The organism is Enterococcus sp. 12C11_DIV0727 (assembly GCF_002148425.2).
Taxonomy (GTDB): Bacteria; Bacillota; Bacilli; order Lactobacillales; family Enterococcaceae; genus Enterococcus_L; species Enterococcus_L lemimoniae.
The window spans coordinates 465,475-484,796 of record NZ_CP147248.1 but is presented as its reverse complement, the minus strand read 5'-3'; the positions used below and the strand labels follow the sequence as shown (position 1 = coordinate 484,796).

Genomic DNA, 19,322 nt, shown 5'->3' with positions numbered 1-19,322 from the left:
ATAGGATGTGCTTATATGTTATGTAAAATAATTCCTGAAAAATGCATTGCTTGTGGCTTATGTCAAGTTTATGCACCAGAAATTTTTGATTATAATGATGACGGAATTGTCATCTTGAAAAATGATAGCGAGGCTCATCAAGAATTTGTTCCTGAAAATCAACAAGCTAATGCTTTAACAGCGTACCGTAAATGTCCCGTTCGTGCAATAGAGATTGTAGAAAAATAAAAAATCTATAACTACTAAAAGGAGAAGATCCTTATTTTGAAATAAGCTCTTCTCCTTTTAGTAGTCAATTGATCGTATTTAGCCACTCGACTATCTTACGAGCAACTTCTTCTTGCTGTTCATCATTATTTATCTTAGCAGGGTTATCCCCCTTTTGCTCACCATAACTACCAAATCCAGCATGATTCCCTCCATTGATTTCTTGATACACTGTTTGCTTAGGTAAATATTTTTTGGCTTGATCATACGCTTGCCAATTTAAAACCCCATCAACAGAACCTGTCAACGAAAGGACTGATCCTTCAAAATTTGAAAGGCTCCCGTTTTTATCAGGATAGCTTGCTAAAAAAAATACACCTTTCACTGCCTCTTGATTCTTCCATTCAGCAACAAACCGACTGGCCATCACGCCTCCTAAGGAATGTCCCCCGATAACATACTTACTTAGATGGTTAGCCTCAATGACTTGTTCAGCTTTATTTTGCCCTAAAACAGCTAGATTCAACGGTTCTTTTACAAGATAGACTGAAAAACCAGCCTCTGCTACCTTTTCAGCCCAAACACTATAACTAGCAGCTTCAACTAAAGCTCCTTGATAAAAAATAAGAGCCGGTTTTTCTTGATCACCCTTAAAAAGTAATACACCATCTTCGTCTATCGCTTTTTTTGACACTTCTGAAGCGTTCGTTGTAGGTGTATATGTAATGGTTTTTAGGTAGAACAAGCCGATTAAAACCAAAGCTATAAGTACACCGACAAACCACAGGAAACGTTTCTGCCATTTTTTCATTTTATGTCCTCCTCATTCTCGTCTACTCTATAATATCAGAAATCTGGTTAAAATCAGACAATTATGGTTTAAAAAAATATAAAGCAGAACAAGGCGTCCGCTCTATATTTTTTAGTTTATATCAATCAATTATTTAGTTATCGTTTTTTTATTGCCCAACTGATATTGTTTTCTAGAAAGCCATGGCAAAAGTTTGGCATGAAGAATCAAGAAAACAGCACTCACAATTGCGCCTTTGATCAAGTTGAATGGAATAATACCAATCGTAACGTATTTTGCTAATGACATTCCTAAAAATTGTCCCGCTGATACGCCGAACAGTTTCAAATAAAGCGGTGTGATCACAAAGTAATTGGCTACACCCATGAAAACTGTTAAAGCGATTATTCCTGTAGAAATACCTAGAACTTTATTTGAAAGCTTGTCACTTCCTCGTTTGAAAAAGTAATACATCGGTAAAGTAAAGACAGTTGTGGCAAAAAAGCTAGCCGCATCTCCAACTAAATTTTGTGGTGATGCACCCGTTGTGAATAGATGCAGTACAGATCTTATAAAAGCCGTACTTATTCCAGCTAATGGTCCGAATAAAAACATGCTGATCATAACCGGAATGTCGCTGAAATCGATTTTTAAAAAACTTAATGATGGTATGATCGGAAACGCCACAAATTGTAAAACCACACCGATTGCTGCTAACATTGCTACACTTACCATTTTTTGTACCTTGTTGTTTCGCATATGAAATCCTCCTGTTTAAGGACCCATCTTCAAACGAACTTCTCTAAACTGGCTTTTCAGTGATTGCTCTTGATCTGCTGTGAAAGATTACTTGGTTGAACGATCGGAATTCTGTCGTTAAATACTGCTAGGTTATACCAAATCATTGGTACTTGTTTAACTGTGTTTAAGCATATTGCAGTATTTCATAATGAAAGAAATTAACCACCTTTAGTTTCTGCTTAAGTATGGCTTTCAACTTCTCTTTTTCTTGCCCAAGCACTGTTTATCATTTGCTATAGCTTGATAACGATCTTCGCCCTTCAATTCTTAGAGCTTTAGCTCTTAGAAATTGATGAGATCAAAGCACAGCGTAGTGATTCAGTACTTAGGTTACTTCGCTCTCTTTGTTCGCCAAGTACTGTTCATCATCTACTCTGTCCTTCGGCCAATCGTAGTGATTCACAGCAAAAACTCTATTTTCCAGCAGGGAAAATAGAGTAGAGTTATCTTATCTGAAAAATGCCAATTCAAATAAGCCCTATCTTCTTTATCCAGACTTTACTGTCGGTATTGGAATTTCACCAATTCAGCCACTTCAAATGAAGTAGGTCGTGGACTATAACCACCGGTCGGGAATTTCACCCTGCCCCTGAAGACGAACCTTTATTAAATTTTTGTACATCTCCTATTATACATCTAAAAGATGAAAAAGCAATAGTTACGTTCTTCACATGGATAAGTTAAAGAAAAAGGGTAAGATAAAAGTTAAAAACACTTTTATCTTACCCTTTAGTTGCTAAAAACAGAAGAAATAGAATCAATTTCTTCTACTACTTTGATTGATTCATCAAAACGCTGATTTCTTTTTTATTAAGATTACGATATTCCCCTGGGCGCAGCCCTTTTAAAGTCAAATCGCCATACTTTTCTCTTTTTAGTTTCTGAACTGGGTAGCCTACTGCTTGCAACATGTTTTTTACTTGATGATTGCGTCCTTCATGGATTGTCAGTTCTACAATACTTGTGTTTGTTTTTAAATCGACAGATATGATCTCAAATGCAGCGGGTGCAGTTTTGTAGCCTTCGATTTTCATTCCTCTGGTTAGCGGTAACAAATCATGTTTCTTGGCTAGGCCTTTTACTTTTGCTACATATACTTTATCGATTTCATGACTTGGATGGGTCAATTTTTGAGAAAACTCACCATCATTCGTCAAAAGCAACAGACCTGATGTGTCATAGTCTAATCGCCCAACTGGATAAATTCGTTCTTTGATGTGTGAAAAAAAATCTGTTACAACTTTTCTTCCTTTATCATCAGAAACAGCGGAAATTACACCTTTTGGCTTGTAAAAAAGATAATAACCATACTCTTCTTTATAGATTGGCACATCATCAACTTCAACCTTGTCATTTTTTCCAACTTGGGTTCCTAATTCGCGAATGATTTTTCCATTTACTTTAACTCGTCCATTAACGATATATTCTTCTGCTTTTCTGCGAGAGGCAATCCCTGCATGCGCAATTGCTTTTTGAAGTCTTTCCATCTAATTTTCTTCCTCCGATTTGGTTGTATCCGTTGTTATTTCTTCTTCATTGAGTTCTTTGTAACGATCGAAAAAGAGGTCTAAAGGTAGCTCTTCAGCGATTTCTTCTTCCATCTGATGAATATCAGGTAATTCTTCTAGCGATCTTAACCCAAAATAATCCATAAAATAAGCAGTTGTTCCATATAAAATAGCTCGACCTGGTCCATCTACTCGACCTTTTTCTTCAATCAATTGGCGCGCAACTAATTTTTGCATCGAGCCAGCAGATTGTACACCTCTGATCTCATCAACTTCTACTCTTGAAATTGGCTGCTTGTAAGCCACAATTGACAACGTTTCAAGTGCTGCTTGAGACAACGCATTTGAAATCGGCGATTGCGCATATTTTTTTAATAACGGCGCAAAGTTTTTTTTGGTAGATAGAATAAAATGGTTTCCTACTTCTAAAATATTTAAAGCTGATTGTTTATCTGATTCATAGCGTTCTTTTAAAGTGGTCAGGGCTTCATAGGTTTTTGCCGTGGAAAGGTTTAGCAGATAGGATAATTCTTCTAGCCCAATCCCTTCTTCACCAACAACAAACAGAATCGCTTCAATTTGGCTGACTGTGGTCACATTGTTTCCTCCGTACTTGATTCAATCTCTTCAGACCTATTATATAATAAAATTGTACTATAATTGTCTTCTTGTTCTACATGGATAACACCTTTTTTCATTAATTCCAGCAATGCCATAAAAGTCGTAACGACCTCTTGTTTAGAATAAGAAGCGAAAAATGAGTCAAAATGAATGGGGGTATTATGATCCATTTGGCACATTTTTTGAGAAATCGTTGCAATTTTCTCTTCAATCGATACATCGTCTCCACTAACAGTCGTTTCAACAGGCTGGCGACTCTTTTTCTTTTCTAACATTGAATGAAATGCTAAGAACAAATCAATTGTATTCAATTGATTTGGTTCTAATAATGGGTTGTCTTCTTTGTACTCGTCGATATCCATTGGTTCTTTTGTGTAATAAAGGCTTCGTTCAGATTCTTTGTCATGCAAGAGTCCTGCTGCATATTTAAATTTACGATACTCCAATAATTGAGCAACTAGTGCATCCCGAGGATCTTCTCCATCCAAGATTTCATCATCTTCTGTAAGCTCTAATTCTTGTTTAGGCAAGAGCATTTTGCTTTTAATGGCCATCAATGTTGCTGCCATCACAATATATTCTCCAGCAATCTCTAATTCCAAGGTTTTCATTGTATGGATGTAATTCATGTACTGTTCCGTTACTGCAGCGATTGGAATGTCATAAATATCGATTTCTAATTTTTGGATTAAATGCAACAGAAGATCCAATGGTCCTTCAAATACATCCAATTTCACATTAATTTCCTGCAAGATCATCCAACTTTCTTTTTCAGCTCTTTAGTTTACCATAAAACTCAAGCATTGTGTTCTTTCCATTTAGATAAATAGGCAGATGTTGCTAATGTACCATATATTTTTGTGTCCGGATAGAGTTCAACAATTTCGTCTAACAATTCAAAGCCAATTTTTTCTCCTCTAAAAGAAGGGTTGATTGATATATCATGTAAAATCATCGCTTCAGATGTTTCTACTTCGATTCCCACAATTCCTTGAATATTTTGTTCCCCAGCTGGCGTCCAAAATAACAGATGTAAATCATTCTCTGTTTCATACATATCGATTTCTTTTAGTAGTGCCTGATATTCAGTCAATTTTTGGTGAAAACTTAATAGTCCCATTGCAATCTTGCGTTGCTCTTTTCGATAATAGTTTAACATGACCTCACCTTCTTTCTTTTTTAGCCTCATTAGGCTCTTGGAAAATGCTGTTTATAGACATCTGCCATCCGTTGTTTGGTAATATGTGTATAGATTTGTGTTGTAGAAATATCAGCATGACCTAGAAGCTCCTGGACAATTCTCAGATCAGCACCATTTTCTAACAGATGCGTGGCAAAACTATGGCGTAGTGTATGCGGTGTGATATTTTTATGGATTCCAGCCGCCACAACAATTTGGTTCAGATTCTTCCAGACTCCTTGACGAGACAACGGTTTTCCATGATGATTGACAAATAGATGAGTCTCGTTTTGATTTTTTTTTATCAAAACTGGACGCGCTTCTTCTAAGTATTTTTCGATCCACTTGATCGCATAATCCCCTAGTGGAATAATTCGTTCTTTATCCCCTTTACCAATGGTCTGTAATAATCCAATCGACAGATGTAAGTCTCCAATTTTCAAGTCTACTAACTCACTCACCCGCAACCCTGTTGCATACATTACTTCCAAAATCGTTCGATTCCGGATCCCTAAAGGTTTAGACGTATCTGGTGTTTCAATCAGCAAAGTGACTTCTTCAACAGATAACGTGCTAGGTAGCTTTTGAGCCTTTTTAGGTGAGTCGATATGCTGCATTGGATCATGATCTGTGATCCGTTCTTGCCTTAGAAATTGATGAAATCCACGTAAGCTTGAAATCATTCTGATGATCGTTGCAGAGGAATTGTTTTGATTGTGCAGCATTTGTAGGTATTCCATAATTGTGTACCGATCGATTTTTTGCCAAGTGTCGATTTTTTGCTCGTTTAGAAACGTGCTGTATTTATGTAAGTCTCGTTCGTAACTCTTCCTTGTATTGAGAGAAAGTCCTCGTTCTATTTGTAAGTAATGGAGATAGTCAATGATTTGTTCTTCCATCTATTTTACCTCATTTCTTTTTATTATCATATCAAAGAATTCTGGCAGCTGTATAGTGAAATCATAAAATTAGCTAAAATAGACTATTGCTCTAAAAGAGGCCGAGACAAAAGTGTTTATTTCTGATGCCTTCACTCTTTAGTGCTTATAGACAAAGGAAGCTACGTGTCTTTCAGACACCTTGTATTATGCATCATCGAATCACTTCGTCCTTCGTGCCAAGTAGGTACTGTTTATCATCGAATTCTATTGTTCTTCGTGATTCACAGCAATTTACAACAATATGATTGAAGCGTAGTAGCTGCTTTTTCTCCCCGTTTAATCGGGTTTAGAGAGCGAAACAAAACTAATCTTTAGTTTCGTCCCGCTCTCATCGTTAATTTACGTATTTTGTTAAAAAGCTACTAACTTTTTCTTTATAGGTTTTTGGATCAATTGTATAAGCTTTTGCATGAGCTGCGCCTTTTACAACGAATTTTTCTTTAGGTGCATCAGTTGCTTCATATACTTCATCTAACATTTCAAATGGAACAAACTTGTCTGCATCGCCATGAATAAACAACATCGGTACTTTATTTTTCTTCAATTGTGCAACTGAACTTGCTTCGCCAAAGAAATAACCAGCACGAATTTTAGTAATCAGACTTGTCACTGGGATCAACGGAAAGGCTGGTAAATTAAACATATCCTTCAATTGATAAGCGAGTTCTCCGTTAACAGTAGAATAACCGCAGTCTTCAACAATCGCTTTAACATTGATTGGCAAATCCTCCCCACTAGTCATCATTACAGTGGCGCCACCCATGCTGATTCCATATAAAGTAATTTGAGCGTCCTTACCATTCTCGGCGATCACTTTATCAATCCATTGAAGATAATCTTTGCGCTCAGGCCAACCAAAACCAATATAATCCCCTTCACTTTCGCCATGTCCACGAGCATCTGGTACTAAGACATTATAGCCCCAATCATGATACATTTTAGCAAAACTGGCCATTGTTTCGGCACTGCCCATATAACCATGCGCCATAATAACATTTTTATCTGTTTTTGCTTCTGCCGGCAAATAGATTGCTTTTAATTTCAAGCCATCCTTAGATGTTAACTCCCAGTATGAACGATTCTTTTCTTCTTTAAACCATTTTTCTTCTGGCGTTTTCACTTCAACATCTGTTCCTGGCGTATCTCCAGCTAAGAAATCTTTTTGTGACGGTACAACAGCATAATTATAGAAATACATGCCTGCTCCAGTCAATACAATGCCAATTAAAACAACGATAGCGATCAAAATTTTTACTATGCGATTCATCCCATTACTCCCCATTTAAAGTATCATTAACCAACAGGTTATCTGGTCAAAAAATGATACTAGCTTTTTTCAAATTCTTAAATAGTATAATGTTTTATTGGATTTTTCGCAATATTAATCACAAATAACAACATTTTCTTTCGATCGTTCGTCTGCAAAAATCATCTCAAAATTATCGATGATATTCCGTTCTTTAGAAAGTGGCAGTAAATAAATCTCTTGTAGTGAAAAGAAACCAACATCATTCGTTTCTATGCCTGGCTTTAGTATTTCATTTTCAGCCTCACATCGAATGAAAAATTTATAGACATATGTCAATGCAGGAGGAAAATCATGTTTTGACATATCTAATACGGCAATCAACCGCTCCGCCTTCACTGATATTCCAGCTTCTTCCATTGTTTCCTTTTCAGCTATTTCCTTTGGTGAATAGCCAATATCTGCCCAACCTCCCGGTAAAGACCAACAGTTATCACTTTTTTCTTTTACCAGTAATAATTTTCCTGCTTGATTAAAAACGACTGCACGAATATCGACTTTGGGTGTTGCATACCCTTCATCTTGATCAACAAGAATCGTTAATACTTGATCTGATAAACTTGGATACAGTGTGCTCATTAACTGTTTTGTCACTTGAGAAAGTTCTTCATATCGTTCTTGATCAAATATATCTTTGCCATATTTTTTTCCCGTTTGAGCGATTCCTTGAAGCTTTGCCAATAAAATACTTAATTCTTTTTCCATAAAACTCACCTCGTTTCTTTCTATTTTAACGAAGACGCTTGTGCTTTACAGTATACCTGAACATTCTTAAGGAAGAAAAAATAAACCCAAGTAAAAGTCATGTGAAATTTTTACTTGGATTTATTATTTTTTATTTATTATTTTCAATTAATTTGAAACTAGACCAAGGTTTTAAGAAATCCAACAAGAAGAGCTCATCATCAGAGATCCGACCAACAACGTTCACTCGGCCATCATTCTTCATTGGTTTCAAAGCGATTTGAGTTTCGCCTTTATATTGTCCATAATCAACATTGTCGATCAAGACATCCCCTTTTGTCATGTCTTTTGTGTTATGCGCAGGGAACGCGCGATCTTTAAAGTGAATTCGGGTCATAGTTGAACGTAAAATATATTCTGAACGATCGCCGCGATAGCTATGAAGACTTGTGAATAAAACTTCTCTTTCATCATCACTGATATCTTGAGCAACGTCGACTTTCACAGACGGATATTCTGCATTAAAGGCCTCAGCCATCGCTTTTAATTCCCCTTCTGATGCATAAGCATTTCCTACTAAAATATCATCGATCAAGCCAGTTAACACCAAATGTTTCACTTGAGTGGCGATTTCTAAATCACGATGATCTTCTAAAGAACATAAACCATCTTGCGTTGGCCAAGGACCAAAGGTTGCGTCATGGGAATTAACAAAGGCCATAGTATTTAAATTATATTTTCTAAATTTTTCAGAGCAATAAACAAAATGATCATAACCTAGACCAGAATAACGATGTGGGTAAAAATTATGTGAGCCTAGTAAATTATCTGTATTTGGTGAATAACTCATGATATTGTCAACATAGTTTGTACCTGAACTCATATTGATCTCAATTTTGATGCCATATGGATTACGTGTCATGCGCGCCTCTTCAGCACCTGTAAACCCAACATCTAAACGTACCCCGTAAGCACCCATTTCATCAAAAAATGATAAATCGTCATAAGAAATCTCTAATTGTTCAAATAAGGCAGGATTAATATCAACCATGACTTCCATTCCAAGACTATTGGCATAATCAACGACTCTTTTAAACTCTGCTAAGACCTTTTCTTTATCTTCTGTAATTTGAAGTAAACTTGTAAAAACACGTTTGAATCCGTATTTATGTGCTAAGTCTAAATATGCTTTGTCCTTTTCAAAAGTTGAACGTTCTGGATAAATCGAAATACCTAATTTTCCCATGATTACTGCCTCCTAAGATTTGTATTGATTATAATGTATCCATTTTCATTATAGCAGAATAAGAAAAAGTGGTCTACACCTTTTCCGAATCTTAAAAATTTCTGATTTGGACTGGTAGTTATAATGAGGATTTGTTATGATGAGATGTAACTATTTTTGAAAGGAAGATCTAACTTTATGAAAACAAAAAAATTCATAGCTACCACAGCTCTTATAACTTCATTACTATTAGTCACAGCATGTGGACCTAAAAATGAGAAAAAGACCGCAGACTCATCTGCTGCTGAAACAAAAACATCTGAATCTGTTGATTTAAACGCATTGGAATTGCCTCAACTCTCTGAAACAGTCAGCGAAGATGAAGATTTAGTTGAAATGGTAACTACTGAGGGATCAATTGAAATCAAACTATTTCCAAAACAAGCACCAAAAACAGTTGAGAACTTTATAACTCATGCCAAAGATGGCTATTACGATAATGTCCTTTTCCATCGTGTTATCGAAAACTTCATGATTCAAGGTGGCGATCCTAAAGGAGATGGTACTGGTGGAGAAAGTATTTGGAATGGTTCATTTGATGATGAAATTTCTAATCAGCTTTATAATATCAGAGGTGCCTTATCTATGGCTAATGCGGGTAAGGATGCACAAGGAAATGGGACAAATGGTAGTCAATTCTTTATAGTTCAAAATAGCGATGATATGTCAGATGGCTTATTGAAGGATTATTATCCAGAAAAAATCATTGACGCGTATAAAAAGGGTGGTACTCCTCACCTAGATGGCAAACATACTGTTTTCGGTCAAGTGACTAAAGGTATGGACGTTGTAGATAAAATCGCTGCTGCTGAGACAGCCGAACAAGATAAGCCTAAAAAAGATATCCGTATCGAAAAAATAAACATTTTACAAGAAGCAAAAAAATAAACATTTAAAGGAATGGTGTACCAGTGCCATTCTTTTTTTCTTTCAGATTGGAGGTTACTCATGAAAAAAATAATGATCGCAGGACCAGTTGGCAGCGGTAAAACCACTTTTGCAAAACGATTATCCACTAAAATGACGATCCCTTACTACGAACTAGACAATCTTATTTGGGATCGCCGACCTGCTGGAGACCGACCTTACCCTGAAGAAGAATCTTCCCGACAGCTCCAAGACATTTTAGCACAGGATAGTTGGATTATCGAAGGTACGACAACTAAGAATTGGATCAAGCCTGCGATAGCCTCCGCAGACATAATTTTTGTCTTACTGCCTCCCTATCGTATTCGTCTATATCGTATTATTCACCGCTTTATCAAACAAAAAATGAACCAAGAAACAGCTCATTATAAACCTACTATTCATATATTAAAAATGATGTTTATCTGGAACCATCATTTTGAGGAAAAAAATCTTTTTGAATTACAACAATTAGCTGACTCATCTCATAAGAAGCTAACGCTATTAACGAGTAAAAACGCCTATGCATCTTATAAAAATGATTGACAAACAGATTGATTGTGAAAAAAACTCTTTCCCTATCCTCATCTAACCGAATATTACTGTCCAATTTTGAAATAAAGTGGTACTGTTGACAAAAGAGGTGAAAGCACATGACGTTTAATCCACAAATTGAAACGCTCATACTTGAGGCTTCCAATCGGAAATCTCCTCATTTTGTAGCAAACGTAATCAATTTTCAGCAATTTGACCAAGAAGACGTAAAAGACACTGCACAAAAATTAATTGATGATGGGCGCATCCAAGCGACAATTCATTTTCATCATAACGATTTATGTACAATCGACTTTATACCTCAGGCTATTTGAACGAATTGATCACTAAAAAGTACTGCCAACTATCTCTTCAGAGGTATAGTTGGCAGTACTTTTATTACTTCAGTTGTTGTAGGGCTTTTTCTGGGATAACCTCTTCAGAAACTTCTTCATAGGTTTCAACATGTGCACCTTTATTGTAAATTTTTAGGTAGCGATCTGTGATCAACTCGTGATCTGCTGTAAACGTTAGTTCTTTTTTCTTCCCATCCTTATCTACAGCTTGTTGCTTATATGTTGTAATGCCGTAGCTATTGATACTATCGGCTTTTTTTGTTTTAACATAGACTTCCCCTTTGGTAACGAGTGGGTTTAGTTGGTCGATCGTACCAGAAAGTTCGTCCGATTGATTTTGCGTATATAGTTTAGCCCCAAAAAGAGCAACTCCTCCTAGTAAAGCAAGTACAACGATTGTTTTGATTATTTTCACGATAATTCCTCCAAATTTCATTTGATAAGCTCATTTTAGCAATGAAATAACAAAAAAAAATCGGTCAAATAGATGAACTCTGTTTAAGACTTTTGGCCTAGAATGTTCTCAGACTCTCTTTTATTATTCAGCGATCCTACTAGTATACTTACTAGATATAACTATAGAAAGTAGTTGGTGGCTTAGCTCCAGGTCGCATTGTGCTTTAATTTGATAGATGTGAATTCAGCTATGAGTTGTTCTTCCGTTTTATTGAGTATTCCAGAAATACTTAACGTTGCCATTCCAATAGCAATTATCCATAAATTCAAATGAACATTTTCTAGCTGTTCTTGAGATACATTAGTATACTCTACTTCACTTTGGATTGTTTTTTTGAAGGAATTAAAAGACAATTGGTGTAACTCCTTGCCATATGAATGCTGATCTACAAATAAAGCTATGTACAGATTGCTTTTTGCTCTAGCCAACTCAATGTGGCTGATACCGAAATTTGCTAGGCTGTTTGACGTTCGTGCAATAGAAAAAAATTCCCTTTCCAAACCTTCATACACTGTTTTTAACAACGTCAGCTTCAATTCTTCCATGTTCTTAAATTCCAAATAGATTGGTTGCGTTGAAATCCCCATATACTCGGCAACCCTTCTTGCTGTGATAGCAGAAAAACCTTTTTCTATCAACAAATCTTCAGCAGCTGCTAAAATATGTTGTTTTTTATATACTTTTTTTCTAACCAAAATAATCACTCCTTATTTAGTAGAAACTTTTACTATTCATAATTCAAGCTATCCACGAGATAATTTATCATTTTATTTTTTTATTTATTCTTTTATTTTACACTCTTTTAGTCACTCATTTTCTCAATAATTATGGCTATATCAAAAAAACATGATAATTTGTCAGATTTTTCTAAAATGTTATTGACCGATGAACTATTTACACGCTATAGTTACACTATTGACAAATAACGGAGGTATTTTTTATGGCTAAAAATAACAGCCAAACACTTTTTTTACATACTGATAAAAAACAATCGAATATGGCTGAAAAAAATAGAAGCTATTATTTTTTGATTGGCTATTGCTTGATTCTGATCATGATCGGTTTTTTAAGTGAGCCTGTGACTACTTTATGGGCTGGTATGACTCGCATTTTAACCTCCCCTAGCAATCTACTGACTGATTACATTGAACTTGGCACCTTTGGTAGTGCCTTTGTAAATAGTGGTCTACTCACTCTAATTAGCGTCCTTCTTGCTAAAAAAGAAAAAATTCCAATCAACGGACCGATGATTGCTGCATTATTTACGGTATCTGGTTGTTCTTTTTTTGGAAAAAATCTATATAATTCGATTCCAATTATTATTGGTGGACTTTGCTATGCCAAAATTGTGAAAAAATCTTTTTCTCAATTTATTGTGGTTAGTTTGTTTGGCAGTGCGCTTTCTCCGATCATTAGCTATCTAACATTTGGCATCTCTTTACCATTGGTACAATCGATTCCCTTAGGATGCTTCGTAGGCGTTTTCATTGGATTGATTTTACCTCCTTTAGCTTCTCACGTCCTTACTTTTCATCAAGGATTTTCCTTGTACAATGTTGGTTTTACATCTGGGCTTATTGCAATGATGTTTACTGGTATCTTAAGGATGTTTGGTTGGAAAATTGAAGGGAAAAATTTAGTTTCAACTGCTTATCATACCAAACTTCTTTTTTTCTTACTTTTTTTATTTCTTTTAATGTTTTTTGTTGGATTTGTTGTCAATCATTTTTCATTAAAAGGCATGAAGGAGATCAGCAAAACCTCTGGTAAATTGATTACTGATTTTATTTCTGTTGCAGGAATCGGAGCAACTATGATGAATATGGCCTTGATGGGGTTGTTACTCGTTGGGTATACTCAATTTAGCCATTCTACCCTTAATGGCCCAATTGTTGGGGCAATTTTATCAGCAGTTGGTTTTAGTGCTTTTGGTAATCATATTCTCAACAGCTTACCTTTATTAGTCAGTGTCTTTTTTACAGCACAATTCTCTTCTGTTTTTGCAGTGGATCAAACTACTGTGGTCCTTGCTGGGATCTTCGCTACAGGCTTGGCTCCAATTGCTGGATTTTATGGCATTACCTTTGGCTTGATTGCTGGATTTTTACATATGTCATTAGTTACAAATGTCAGTTATCTACATGGTGGCTTAAATCTTTATAATAATGGATTTTCTACTGGTTTTGTAGCAGCGGTCATGGTACCATTACTTGATAATATTTTACAGATTAGAAAGGTGAAACAACATGCAAGAGAGAGACAAAGCTAAGAGAATCGTAGATGAGTTATTAACTTACTTTTTTTCCAATGATATTGAAGAAATACAGATCGGCGTAAACTTTACATCTGAAGGTTTTTCAGTTGAAATCCAAGGGAAAACAGAGCAAGAGCCTGACAGTGTCCTACATTTATTGGAATTGCTAAACACACCTAGAGATCTAAGTATTGAATCTTATTATGATGAATTATTAGGGCTAACGCATCATGAAGAAGAAGATTATCACCTGCTAGGTTTGATGATCGATGAAGCTGAAATTAGTTTTGACGCACCTATCTTTGAGATCAAAGTCTATAGAAAAAAATAACTACCTTACTAAAAAAAGCGAAAGAGCAACCTTCTATTTACAGGTTTGCTCTTCCGCTTTTTTATTTATAGACTGCACGAGTACCGCCAATCAATTTCGGTCTCGTATGTAAATAAGTCGTATGCGCTCCGCCAATCTCTTTAATTGAGGTCCGAACTGGAATTTGAACATGTTGGATATGCATGCCTATCGATGTATCACCAATATCAATTCCACCTTGGGCAACGATTTTTTCCACAACGACTGGATTTGAAAAATGTTGGTATGCTGATACTGCAGCAGCGCCTCCAGCATGTAGGGCCGGCACAACCGAAACAATCTCAAAATGATGATGCTTCGCTACTTCTTTTTCAATCACTAAAGAACGATTAATATGTTCACACCCTTGTACAGCTAAATGAATACCTCTTTTTGCCAAAAACTCGTGGATTGTTGAGACAATTAGTTCGCCTATCTCCAAGCTAGAATTTTTACCAATCATCCCGCCATTGACCTCACTACTACTACAACCAAGGACAAAAATATCACCTGTTTCCAACTTTGCCTGTTCAAAATATTCTTCAAGTCCTTGTAGCAATTGTTTTTGATACTTTTTCAGTTCACTCATATCTGTCTCTCCACCCTTTCGTTTTTTATTGCTTATAGCTTTATTATCGCGAATAATTGCTCATAGGTCAAAACAAAAAAACACCCAAAAAAATTGGGTGTTTATCTTTGTGCTATTTACCATCTACGATATTCAAACGAACTTTTTTAGGTCCATCCACACGTACACTGTAAACAATTGTTCGAATTGCTTTCGCAACACGACCTTGTTTCCCAATAATACGGCCAATATCTTCAGGCGATACAGTCAAATTGTACTCTAGAAAAACATCAGATTCTTCTATCTCTAATTTAACCAGCTCAGGTTGACTGACTAATGGACGAACGATAGTTAAGACTAACTCTTTCACATCTGCCATAATTAGTCACCTTATTTCTTTTCAAGTTTAGCTTCGTGGTGTTTTTTCATAACGCCTTCTTTTGAAAGGATGTTACGAACTGTATCTGAAGGCTGAGCGCCTTTAGACAACCAGTCTAAAACTAAATCTTCTTTTAAAACTACTTCTGCAGGATCTTTTAAAGGATTGTAAGTACCAACAGTTTCGATGAAACGTCCATCACGAGGAGAACGAGAATCTGCGACTACAATACGGTAAAAAGGACTCTTTTTAGAACCCATGCGTTTTAAACGGATTTTTACTGACATTTTATATATTACACCTCCATTAACTTAATCACAAATGTTAGTTTACCAGATATTGATCGAGCTGTAAAGAGTTTTTTCTTGACACCTTAAAAAAAGCCTTTTTACGCTGATTTTTGGTACTCTTATGTTATACTTACAATACCTTGGCAGGGGCAATCAATCGTTGCTTAACAAAGACAAGCTATGAACAGTAAAGAATTGTCTTTATCTGTTCATAGCTTATTTTTAGTGTCTGGATAAACGGTGAGAGCAGACGGTCCTTGATGCTTCGAGAATCGTAGTGAAACGAGAACCGTAGATGCAGAAGCAACCTCATTCTTTTCTAGGTAACGATGTCGTACTTACTAACCAAAGTCCTATTTTCTTGCAAAAAAAGGTAGTTAGTTCTAGAATTAAATAAATAACGTTATTTAATAATTGGAGGAATGATTTATGAAGAAAAAAATTGGATTTATTGTCGGAAGCTTAAGAAAAGACTCTTATAGTAAAACTGTAGCAGTCGCTCTTTCTAGTTTATTTCCAGAAGAATATGAACCTATCTTTATCGATTTACATGACTTAACAATGTACAATCAAGATTTGGATGATGACGGAACACCGCCTGCTGCCTGGATAAAATTTAGAGATGAAGTAAAACAATTAACAGGGCTGGTTTTTGTCACGCCTGAATATAATCGCTCGGTTCCTGCTGTTTTAAAAAATGCCTTAGATGTCGGCTCAAGACCTTATGGGCAAAACGTTTGGGATGGCAAGCCAGGTTTAGTTGTCAGCGTATCTCCCGGCGCTTTAAGTGCATTTGGCGCAAATCATCACCTACGTCAATCACTCGTTTTTCTGAATGTCCCAACGCTACAACAACCTGAAGCGTATATCGGTAACGTTGTCAACTTGATCAACGAAGATGGAACAATTGCTGAAAATACGATGAACTTTTTCAAAACGATTGTTGATGCCTACTTAGTTTTTTTAGAAAAGAATAGCTGATTGACTTAAAAGTAGTCTAAACCAAAATGAGCAACTAGTTTTGGTTTAGGCTATTTTTGCGTTAATTCTTCATAACGAAAACAAGTTTCCACATGATAATTAATGATCCCTACTGCTTCTAAGAATGCATAAATGATCGTGCTGCCGACAAACTTAAACCCTCTTTTTTTTCAAGTCTTTTGTTATTCTATCCGACAGGTCATTCGTTGTTGGAATCTCCTCTTGAGTTTGATAAGAATGGACCAGCACATTGTGATCATTAAAATTCCATAAATAGTCAGAAAAAGATCCGAATTCATTTTGAATCTCAATAACTTTTTGGGCATTATGAATTGTCTCTCCCTTTATCTTAACAAATTTTTACAAAAAGTGTTTACAAACCTAACTGTACTATGTATACTAGTACACAACAAACGCCGCTTTAGAAAGGAGTTATTTATGGTTTCTATTGATAAAACAAGTAGCAAACCCTATTATGAACAACTTATTTTAGGAGTTAAAGAAGATATCCTAAGCGGATCACTTCAATCTGGAGACCGTCTCCCTTCTGTTAGAGAAATGGCTCGCCAGCTTATGATGAATCCTAATACAGTCAGTAAAGCGTATAAAGTATTAGAAGCCCAAGAAGTCATCATCACAGTTAAAGGCAAAGGTACTTATGTTAAAAAGATTGATACTGAACTTCGAGATGATTATCAGATACAAAAAATCAAAAAAAAGCTTAATGAGCTAATTGTTGAAGCTCATTATTTAAATGTTTCTAAAAAGGAAATAAATCAATGGTTGGACGAAAGTTATCAACACTTGAAGGGAGAATAGACATGAAAATAGAAAATTTAGAAAAAACTATCGATCATCAAGTTATTTTGAAGAACCTCAACTTAACATTTGTCCAAGGAGAAATTACTGGTTTGATCGGACAAAATGGTTCTGGTAAAACCACTTTTTTCAGAACACTATCAGGTCACTATGAGTTGGATACTGGGAAAATCATGATTGATCAAGAAGATATTCAGAAAAATAAATTACTTAAACAAAAAATCTTTTACATTGATGAACAATACAATTTCCTCTCTGGTTACACCTTAAACAAATTGCTTCTTTTTTACCAAAATGCTTATGCCAGTTTTAACAAAGAAAAGTATTTGACCTTAACAAAGAAAAATAATCTGAATCCTAATTTAAAATATCGTTCGATGTCTAAGGGTATGCAAGGACTTTACAAAATGATTTTGGCTATTTGCTCTAATGCAGATTATCTTTTATTAGATGAACCTCTTGATGGCTTAGATGTTATTGTTAAAAAAAATGTTTTAGGTCTTCTTTTAGATGCTGTTAGCGAAAATAATCGCTCGATCATCATTTCTTCTCATAATTTAAATGAGCTGGAAAGTATCATTGATCGTGCACTTATTTTGAAGAGTAATCAAATTCAGCTTGATTATCATTTAGAGACATTGAGAGAACATGCTCGTAAAATCCAGATGGTTTTCAAAACGAAAAAGGTTCCTCAAGTAGTTAAAGAAAACAGCCGTTTATTGCATTTTCAAGGGCGTGTTGCTACAGCGATCTTTGAAAACTATACTGAGGAATTAAAAGCTTTGATTCAAGCAGAGCAACCTGTTTTATTCGAGGAGCTACCTTTAACCTTGGAAGATGTCTTTGAAGCGAACCTTACTCATGAGGAAAAGAATAACTCATTACAAGGAGAAATGTTATGAATAAACAATTAATGACTATTTTAAAAAAGCGTTATGGACTTGCTCTAATTATTACAAGTCTTTGTATTATCTTATTTTATGGTTATAATGGAATCAGCGATGTCAAGCGTTGGCATGAAATGGATGCCTATTACGATTCTGAAGAGTACATCAAAGATTTGCAACAACTATCAGAAGATGATTCGCCTAGATATAGCGGCTTATCACTTAGTGAACGACAAGCATTAAATAAAAAAGAGGGTTTAAGTTTATTTTATCAGACAACTTCCTACGACGAACACGGAAAACTCATTTCGGTTTCTGATCAACCTTACTTTTCCGCCTATTTCAATGAGAATCCAATTCTTCTGATTGCAGTGTTAGCAACAGCTGGCTTTCTGATGTTTTTCGCTGATCTAAAAACATCTTTCAATGAGTTTTTATTTTCCTTAGGTGTTTCTAAACGTAGAATTTATTTCTCGAAATTTGCTCTTGTTTCACTCCCATTATTAAGTAGTGTTCTTTTAGCAAAAATAGCATTTGTTGGAATTATTACAACAGGTATTCCTACTGAGTATGTCAATATTGGGTTGCCGACTTTAGCTGCAAATGTTTTGGCTAGTTGGACAACCTGTATTCTTTATTTCTCCCTTTCTGCATTTATTGGCTTGGTAACAGGAAATATGATTTTAGGGCCGCTTACAGTCTTTGGATTCTGTGCGTCATTAGAATTCTTTATTACAGGTGTCCTAAACGCATGGTACTATTTTACCAACGCAACAATTGATAGCTATATCACCAATAAATTTTTTGTTTACACTGTAAGTAAAGAATCAATTTCAGCCCTTCCAATTACCTTAGCCCTGACTATATCAGTTTTGCTATTCATTTTTGGTTCATTTCTGTTTCCAAAACTTACATTGGAGAAAAAAGGCAACTATTTACTATTTGATAAGCTAAAGGTGCCAGTAGTTATCGCTATGACACTTTATGTGCCGATGGTTCTCGTTTTTAGCAGTGGGGTCTATTTTGGCGAAGAAGTTAGTTCTCCTATTCCAAGTTTACTGATTTATTTTATTTTAACGGCTTTGATTGGTAGCTATCTTGTTTTTAGAAAAGAAATCAATGAGTGGATCAATCTAAAACGGCAGATAAATCGTAATAGCAGTATTAGCTCATAGTTTTGTCACAACATAAAAAGCTGGTCAGAATCATTAGAGTCTGT

At 35.5% G+C, this 19,322-nt stretch carries 25 protein-coding genes, 1 pseudogene and 1 riboswitch; of the genes and pseudogenes, 10 read left to right on the top strand and 16 right to left on the bottom strand.

The window, feature by feature from the left end; translation table 11 throughout:
* Positions 1 to 15 precede the first annotated feature (15 nt).
* Positions 16 to 228, top strand: a complete 213-nt coding sequence (locus A5866_RS02440) for a ferredoxin (RefSeq protein WP_086279498.1) — start codon at positions 16 to 18, stop codon at positions 226 to 228.
* A gap of 64 nt (positions 229 to 292) precedes the next feature.
* Here A5866_RS02440 and A5866_RS02435 read toward each other — a convergent pair whose 3' ends face one another.
* From A5866_RS02435 to A5866_RS02390, 10 genes are all read right to left on the bottom strand, one after another.
* Positions 293 to 1,018, bottom strand: a complete 726-nt coding sequence (locus tag A5866_RS02435) for an alpha/beta hydrolase (RefSeq protein WP_086279499.1) — start codon at positions 1,016 to 1,018, stop codon at positions 293 to 295.
* A 129-nt stretch (positions 1,019 to 1,147) separates the two neighbouring features.
* Positions 1,148 to 1,756, bottom strand: coding sequence for an ECF transporter S component (locus tag A5866_RS02430; RefSeq protein WP_086279500.1), 609 nt, complete (start codon positions 1,754 to 1,756; stop codon positions 1,148 to 1,150).
* Between the two features lie 518 nt (positions 1,757 to 2,274).
* Positions 2,275 to 2,399, bottom strand: a riboswitch (FMN riboswitch).
* 169 nt (positions 2,400 to 2,568) lie between these two features.
* Positions 2,569 to 3,285, bottom strand: coding sequence for a pseudouridine synthase (locus tag A5866_RS02425; RefSeq protein WP_086279501.1), 717 nt, complete (start codon positions 3,283 to 3,285; stop codon positions 2,569 to 2,571).
* Complete coding sequence (scpB, locus tag A5866_RS02420; RefSeq protein ID WP_086279502.1) at positions 3,286 to 3,903, bottom strand: SMC-Scp complex subunit ScpB; 618 nt, start codon at positions 3,901 to 3,903, stop codon at positions 3,286 to 3,288.
* On the bottom strand, positions 3,900 to 4,679 hold the full coding sequence (locus tag A5866_RS02415) for a segregation/condensation protein A (protein WP_176271439.1): 780 nt from the start codon (positions 4,677 to 4,679) through the stop codon (positions 3,900 to 3,902). Before A5866_RS02415 ends, scpB begins: the two co-directional genes overlap by 4 nt.
* A 44-nt stretch (positions 4,680 to 4,723) precedes the next feature.
* Positions 4,724 to 5,086 carry a GNAT family N-acetyltransferase gene (locus A5866_RS02410; protein WP_086279504.1) on the bottom strand — a complete coding sequence of 121 codons (363 nt, stop codon included), beginning with the start codon at positions 5,084 to 5,086 and terminating at the stop codon, positions 4,724 to 4,726.
* A 29-nt stretch (positions 5,087 to 5,115) separates the two neighbouring features.
* Positions 5,116 to 6,006: a site-specific tyrosine recombinase XerD gene (gene xerD, locus A5866_RS02405; RefSeq protein WP_086279505.1), complete on the bottom strand. Its 891-nt coding sequence runs from the start codon at positions 6,004 to 6,006 to the stop codon at positions 5,116 to 5,118.
* Between the two features lie 376 nt (positions 6,007 to 6,382).
* Complete coding sequence (locus tag A5866_RS02400; protein WP_086279506.1) at positions 6,383 to 7,315, bottom strand: alpha/beta hydrolase; 933 nt, start codon at positions 7,313 to 7,315, stop codon at positions 6,383 to 6,385.
* A gap of 114 nt (positions 7,316 to 7,429) precedes the next feature.
* Positions 7,430 to 8,059 carry an NUDIX hydrolase N-terminal domain-containing protein gene (locus A5866_RS02395; protein WP_086444480.1) on the bottom strand — a complete coding sequence of 210 codons (630 nt, stop codon included), beginning with the start codon at positions 8,057 to 8,059 and terminating at the stop codon, positions 7,430 to 7,432.
* A 130-nt stretch (positions 8,060 to 8,189) separates the two neighbouring features.
* Complete coding sequence (locus tag A5866_RS02390; RefSeq protein WP_086444481.1) at positions 8,190 to 9,284, bottom strand: DUF871 domain-containing protein; 1,095 nt, start codon at positions 9,282 to 9,284, stop codon at positions 8,190 to 8,192.
* Between the two features lie 177 nt (positions 9,285 to 9,461).
* Here A5866_RS02390 and A5866_RS02385 point away from each other — a divergent pair, with 177 nt between their 5' ends.
* From A5866_RS02385 to A5866_RS02375, 3 genes are all read left to right on the top strand, one after another.
* A complete protein-coding gene (locus tag A5866_RS02385; RefSeq protein WP_086444482.1) occupies positions 9,462 to 10,211 on the top strand; it encodes a peptidylprolyl isomerase in 750 nt (249 codons plus the stop codon).
* A gap of 60 nt (positions 10,212 to 10,271) precedes the next feature.
* A complete protein-coding gene (locus tag A5866_RS02380; protein WP_086279509.1) occupies positions 10,272 to 10,775 on the top strand; it encodes a hypothetical protein in 504 nt (167 codons plus the stop codon).
* A gap of 107 nt (positions 10,776 to 10,882) precedes the next feature.
* Positions 10,883 to 11,098 (top strand): hypothetical protein, encoded by a 216-nt coding sequence (locus A5866_RS02375; RefSeq protein WP_086279510.1) that lies wholly within the window; start codon positions 10,883 to 10,885, stop codon positions 11,096 to 11,098.
* A gap of 64 nt (positions 11,099 to 11,162) precedes the next feature.
* On the opposite strand, the gene A5866_RS02370 is transcribed toward A5866_RS02375, so the two are convergent.
* Positions 11,163 to 11,534: a YxeA family protein gene (locus A5866_RS02370; RefSeq protein WP_086279729.1), complete on the bottom strand. Its 372-nt coding sequence runs from the start codon at positions 11,532 to 11,534 to the stop codon at positions 11,163 to 11,165.
* Positions 11,535 to 11,716: 182 nt separating this feature from the next.
* On the bottom strand, positions 11,717 to 12,271 hold the full coding sequence (locus tag A5866_RS02365) for a TetR/AcrR family transcriptional regulator (RefSeq protein WP_086279511.1): 555 nt from the start codon (positions 12,269 to 12,271) through the stop codon (positions 11,717 to 11,719).
* Positions 12,272 to 12,516: 245 nt separating this feature from the next.
* On the opposite strand from A5866_RS02365, the gene A5866_RS02360 reads away from it, so the two are divergent.
* Together A5866_RS02360 and A5866_RS02355 are read left to right on the top strand one after the other, a co-directional pair.
* Positions 12,517 to 13,845, top strand: coding sequence for a DUF1576 domain-containing protein (locus A5866_RS02360; RefSeq protein WP_086444483.1), 1,329 nt, complete (start codon positions 12,517 to 12,519; stop codon positions 13,843 to 13,845).
* Positions 13,823 to 14,161 carry a hypothetical protein gene (locus tag A5866_RS02355; protein WP_086279513.1) on the top strand — a complete coding sequence of 113 codons (339 nt, stop codon included), beginning with the start codon at positions 13,823 to 13,825 and terminating at the stop codon, positions 14,159 to 14,161. Before A5866_RS02360 ends, A5866_RS02355 begins: the two co-directional genes overlap by 23 nt.
* 61 nt (positions 14,162 to 14,222) lie before the next feature.
* Here A5866_RS02355 and A5866_RS02350 read toward each other — a convergent pair whose 3' ends face one another.
* The 3 genes from A5866_RS02350 to rpsP all read right to left on the bottom strand — a co-directional run bounded on the left by A5866_RS02350 (position 14,223) and on the right by rpsP (position 15,413).
* Positions 14,223 to 14,768 carry a TIGR01440 family protein gene (locus A5866_RS02350; protein WP_086279514.1) on the bottom strand — a complete coding sequence of 182 codons (546 nt, stop codon included), beginning with the start codon at positions 14,766 to 14,768 and terminating at the stop codon, positions 14,223 to 14,225.
* Between the two features lie 112 nt (positions 14,769 to 14,880).
* Entirely contained in the window at positions 14,881 to 15,126 is a 246-nt protein-coding gene (locus tag A5866_RS02345; RefSeq protein ID WP_086279515.1) for a KH domain-containing protein, read from the bottom strand.
* Positions 15,127 to 15,137: 11 nt separating this feature from the next.
* Positions 15,138 to 15,413 (bottom strand): 30S ribosomal protein S16, encoded by a 276-nt coding sequence (gene rpsP, locus A5866_RS02340; RefSeq protein WP_010761445.1) that lies wholly within the window; start codon positions 15,411 to 15,413, stop codon positions 15,138 to 15,140.
* Positions 15,414 to 15,845: 432 nt separating this feature from the next.
* Between rpsP and A5866_RS02335 the strand changes: the two genes are divergently transcribed.
* Positions 15,846 to 16,397 (top strand): NADPH-dependent FMN reductase, encoded by a 552-nt coding sequence (locus A5866_RS02335; RefSeq protein ID WP_086279516.1) that lies wholly within the window; start codon positions 15,846 to 15,848, stop codon positions 16,395 to 16,397.
* A 50-nt stretch (positions 16,398 to 16,447) separates the two neighbouring features.
* Here the strand turns inward: A5866_RS02335 and A5866_RS02330 are convergent.
* Positions 16,448 to 16,730, bottom strand: a pseudogene (locus tag A5866_RS02330) (DNA-3-methyladenine glycosylase I); the annotation flags it as partial.
* A 105-nt stretch (positions 16,731 to 16,835) separates the two neighbouring features.
* On the opposite strand from A5866_RS02330, the gene A5866_RS02325 reads away from it, so the two are divergent.
* The 3 genes from A5866_RS02325 to A5866_RS02315 are packed head-to-tail and all read left to right on the top strand — an operon-like array spanning position 16,836 to position 19,278.
* A complete protein-coding gene (locus A5866_RS02325; RefSeq protein WP_086279517.1) occupies positions 16,836 to 17,216 on the top strand; it encodes a GntR family transcriptional regulator in 381 nt (126 codons plus the stop codon).
* Between the two features lie 2 nt (positions 17,217 to 17,218).
* Positions 17,219 to 18,118: an ABC transporter ATP-binding protein gene (locus A5866_RS02320; RefSeq protein WP_086279518.1), complete on the top strand. Its 900-nt coding sequence runs from the start codon at positions 17,219 to 17,221 to the stop codon at positions 18,116 to 18,118.
* Positions 18,115 to 19,278 carry an ABC transporter permease gene (locus A5866_RS02315; RefSeq protein ID WP_086279519.1) on the top strand — a complete coding sequence of 388 codons (1,164 nt, stop codon included), beginning with the start codon at positions 18,115 to 18,117 and terminating at the stop codon, positions 19,276 to 19,278. Before A5866_RS02320 ends, A5866_RS02315 begins: the two co-directional genes overlap by 4 nt.
* Positions 19,279 to 19,322 lie beyond the last annotated feature (44 nt).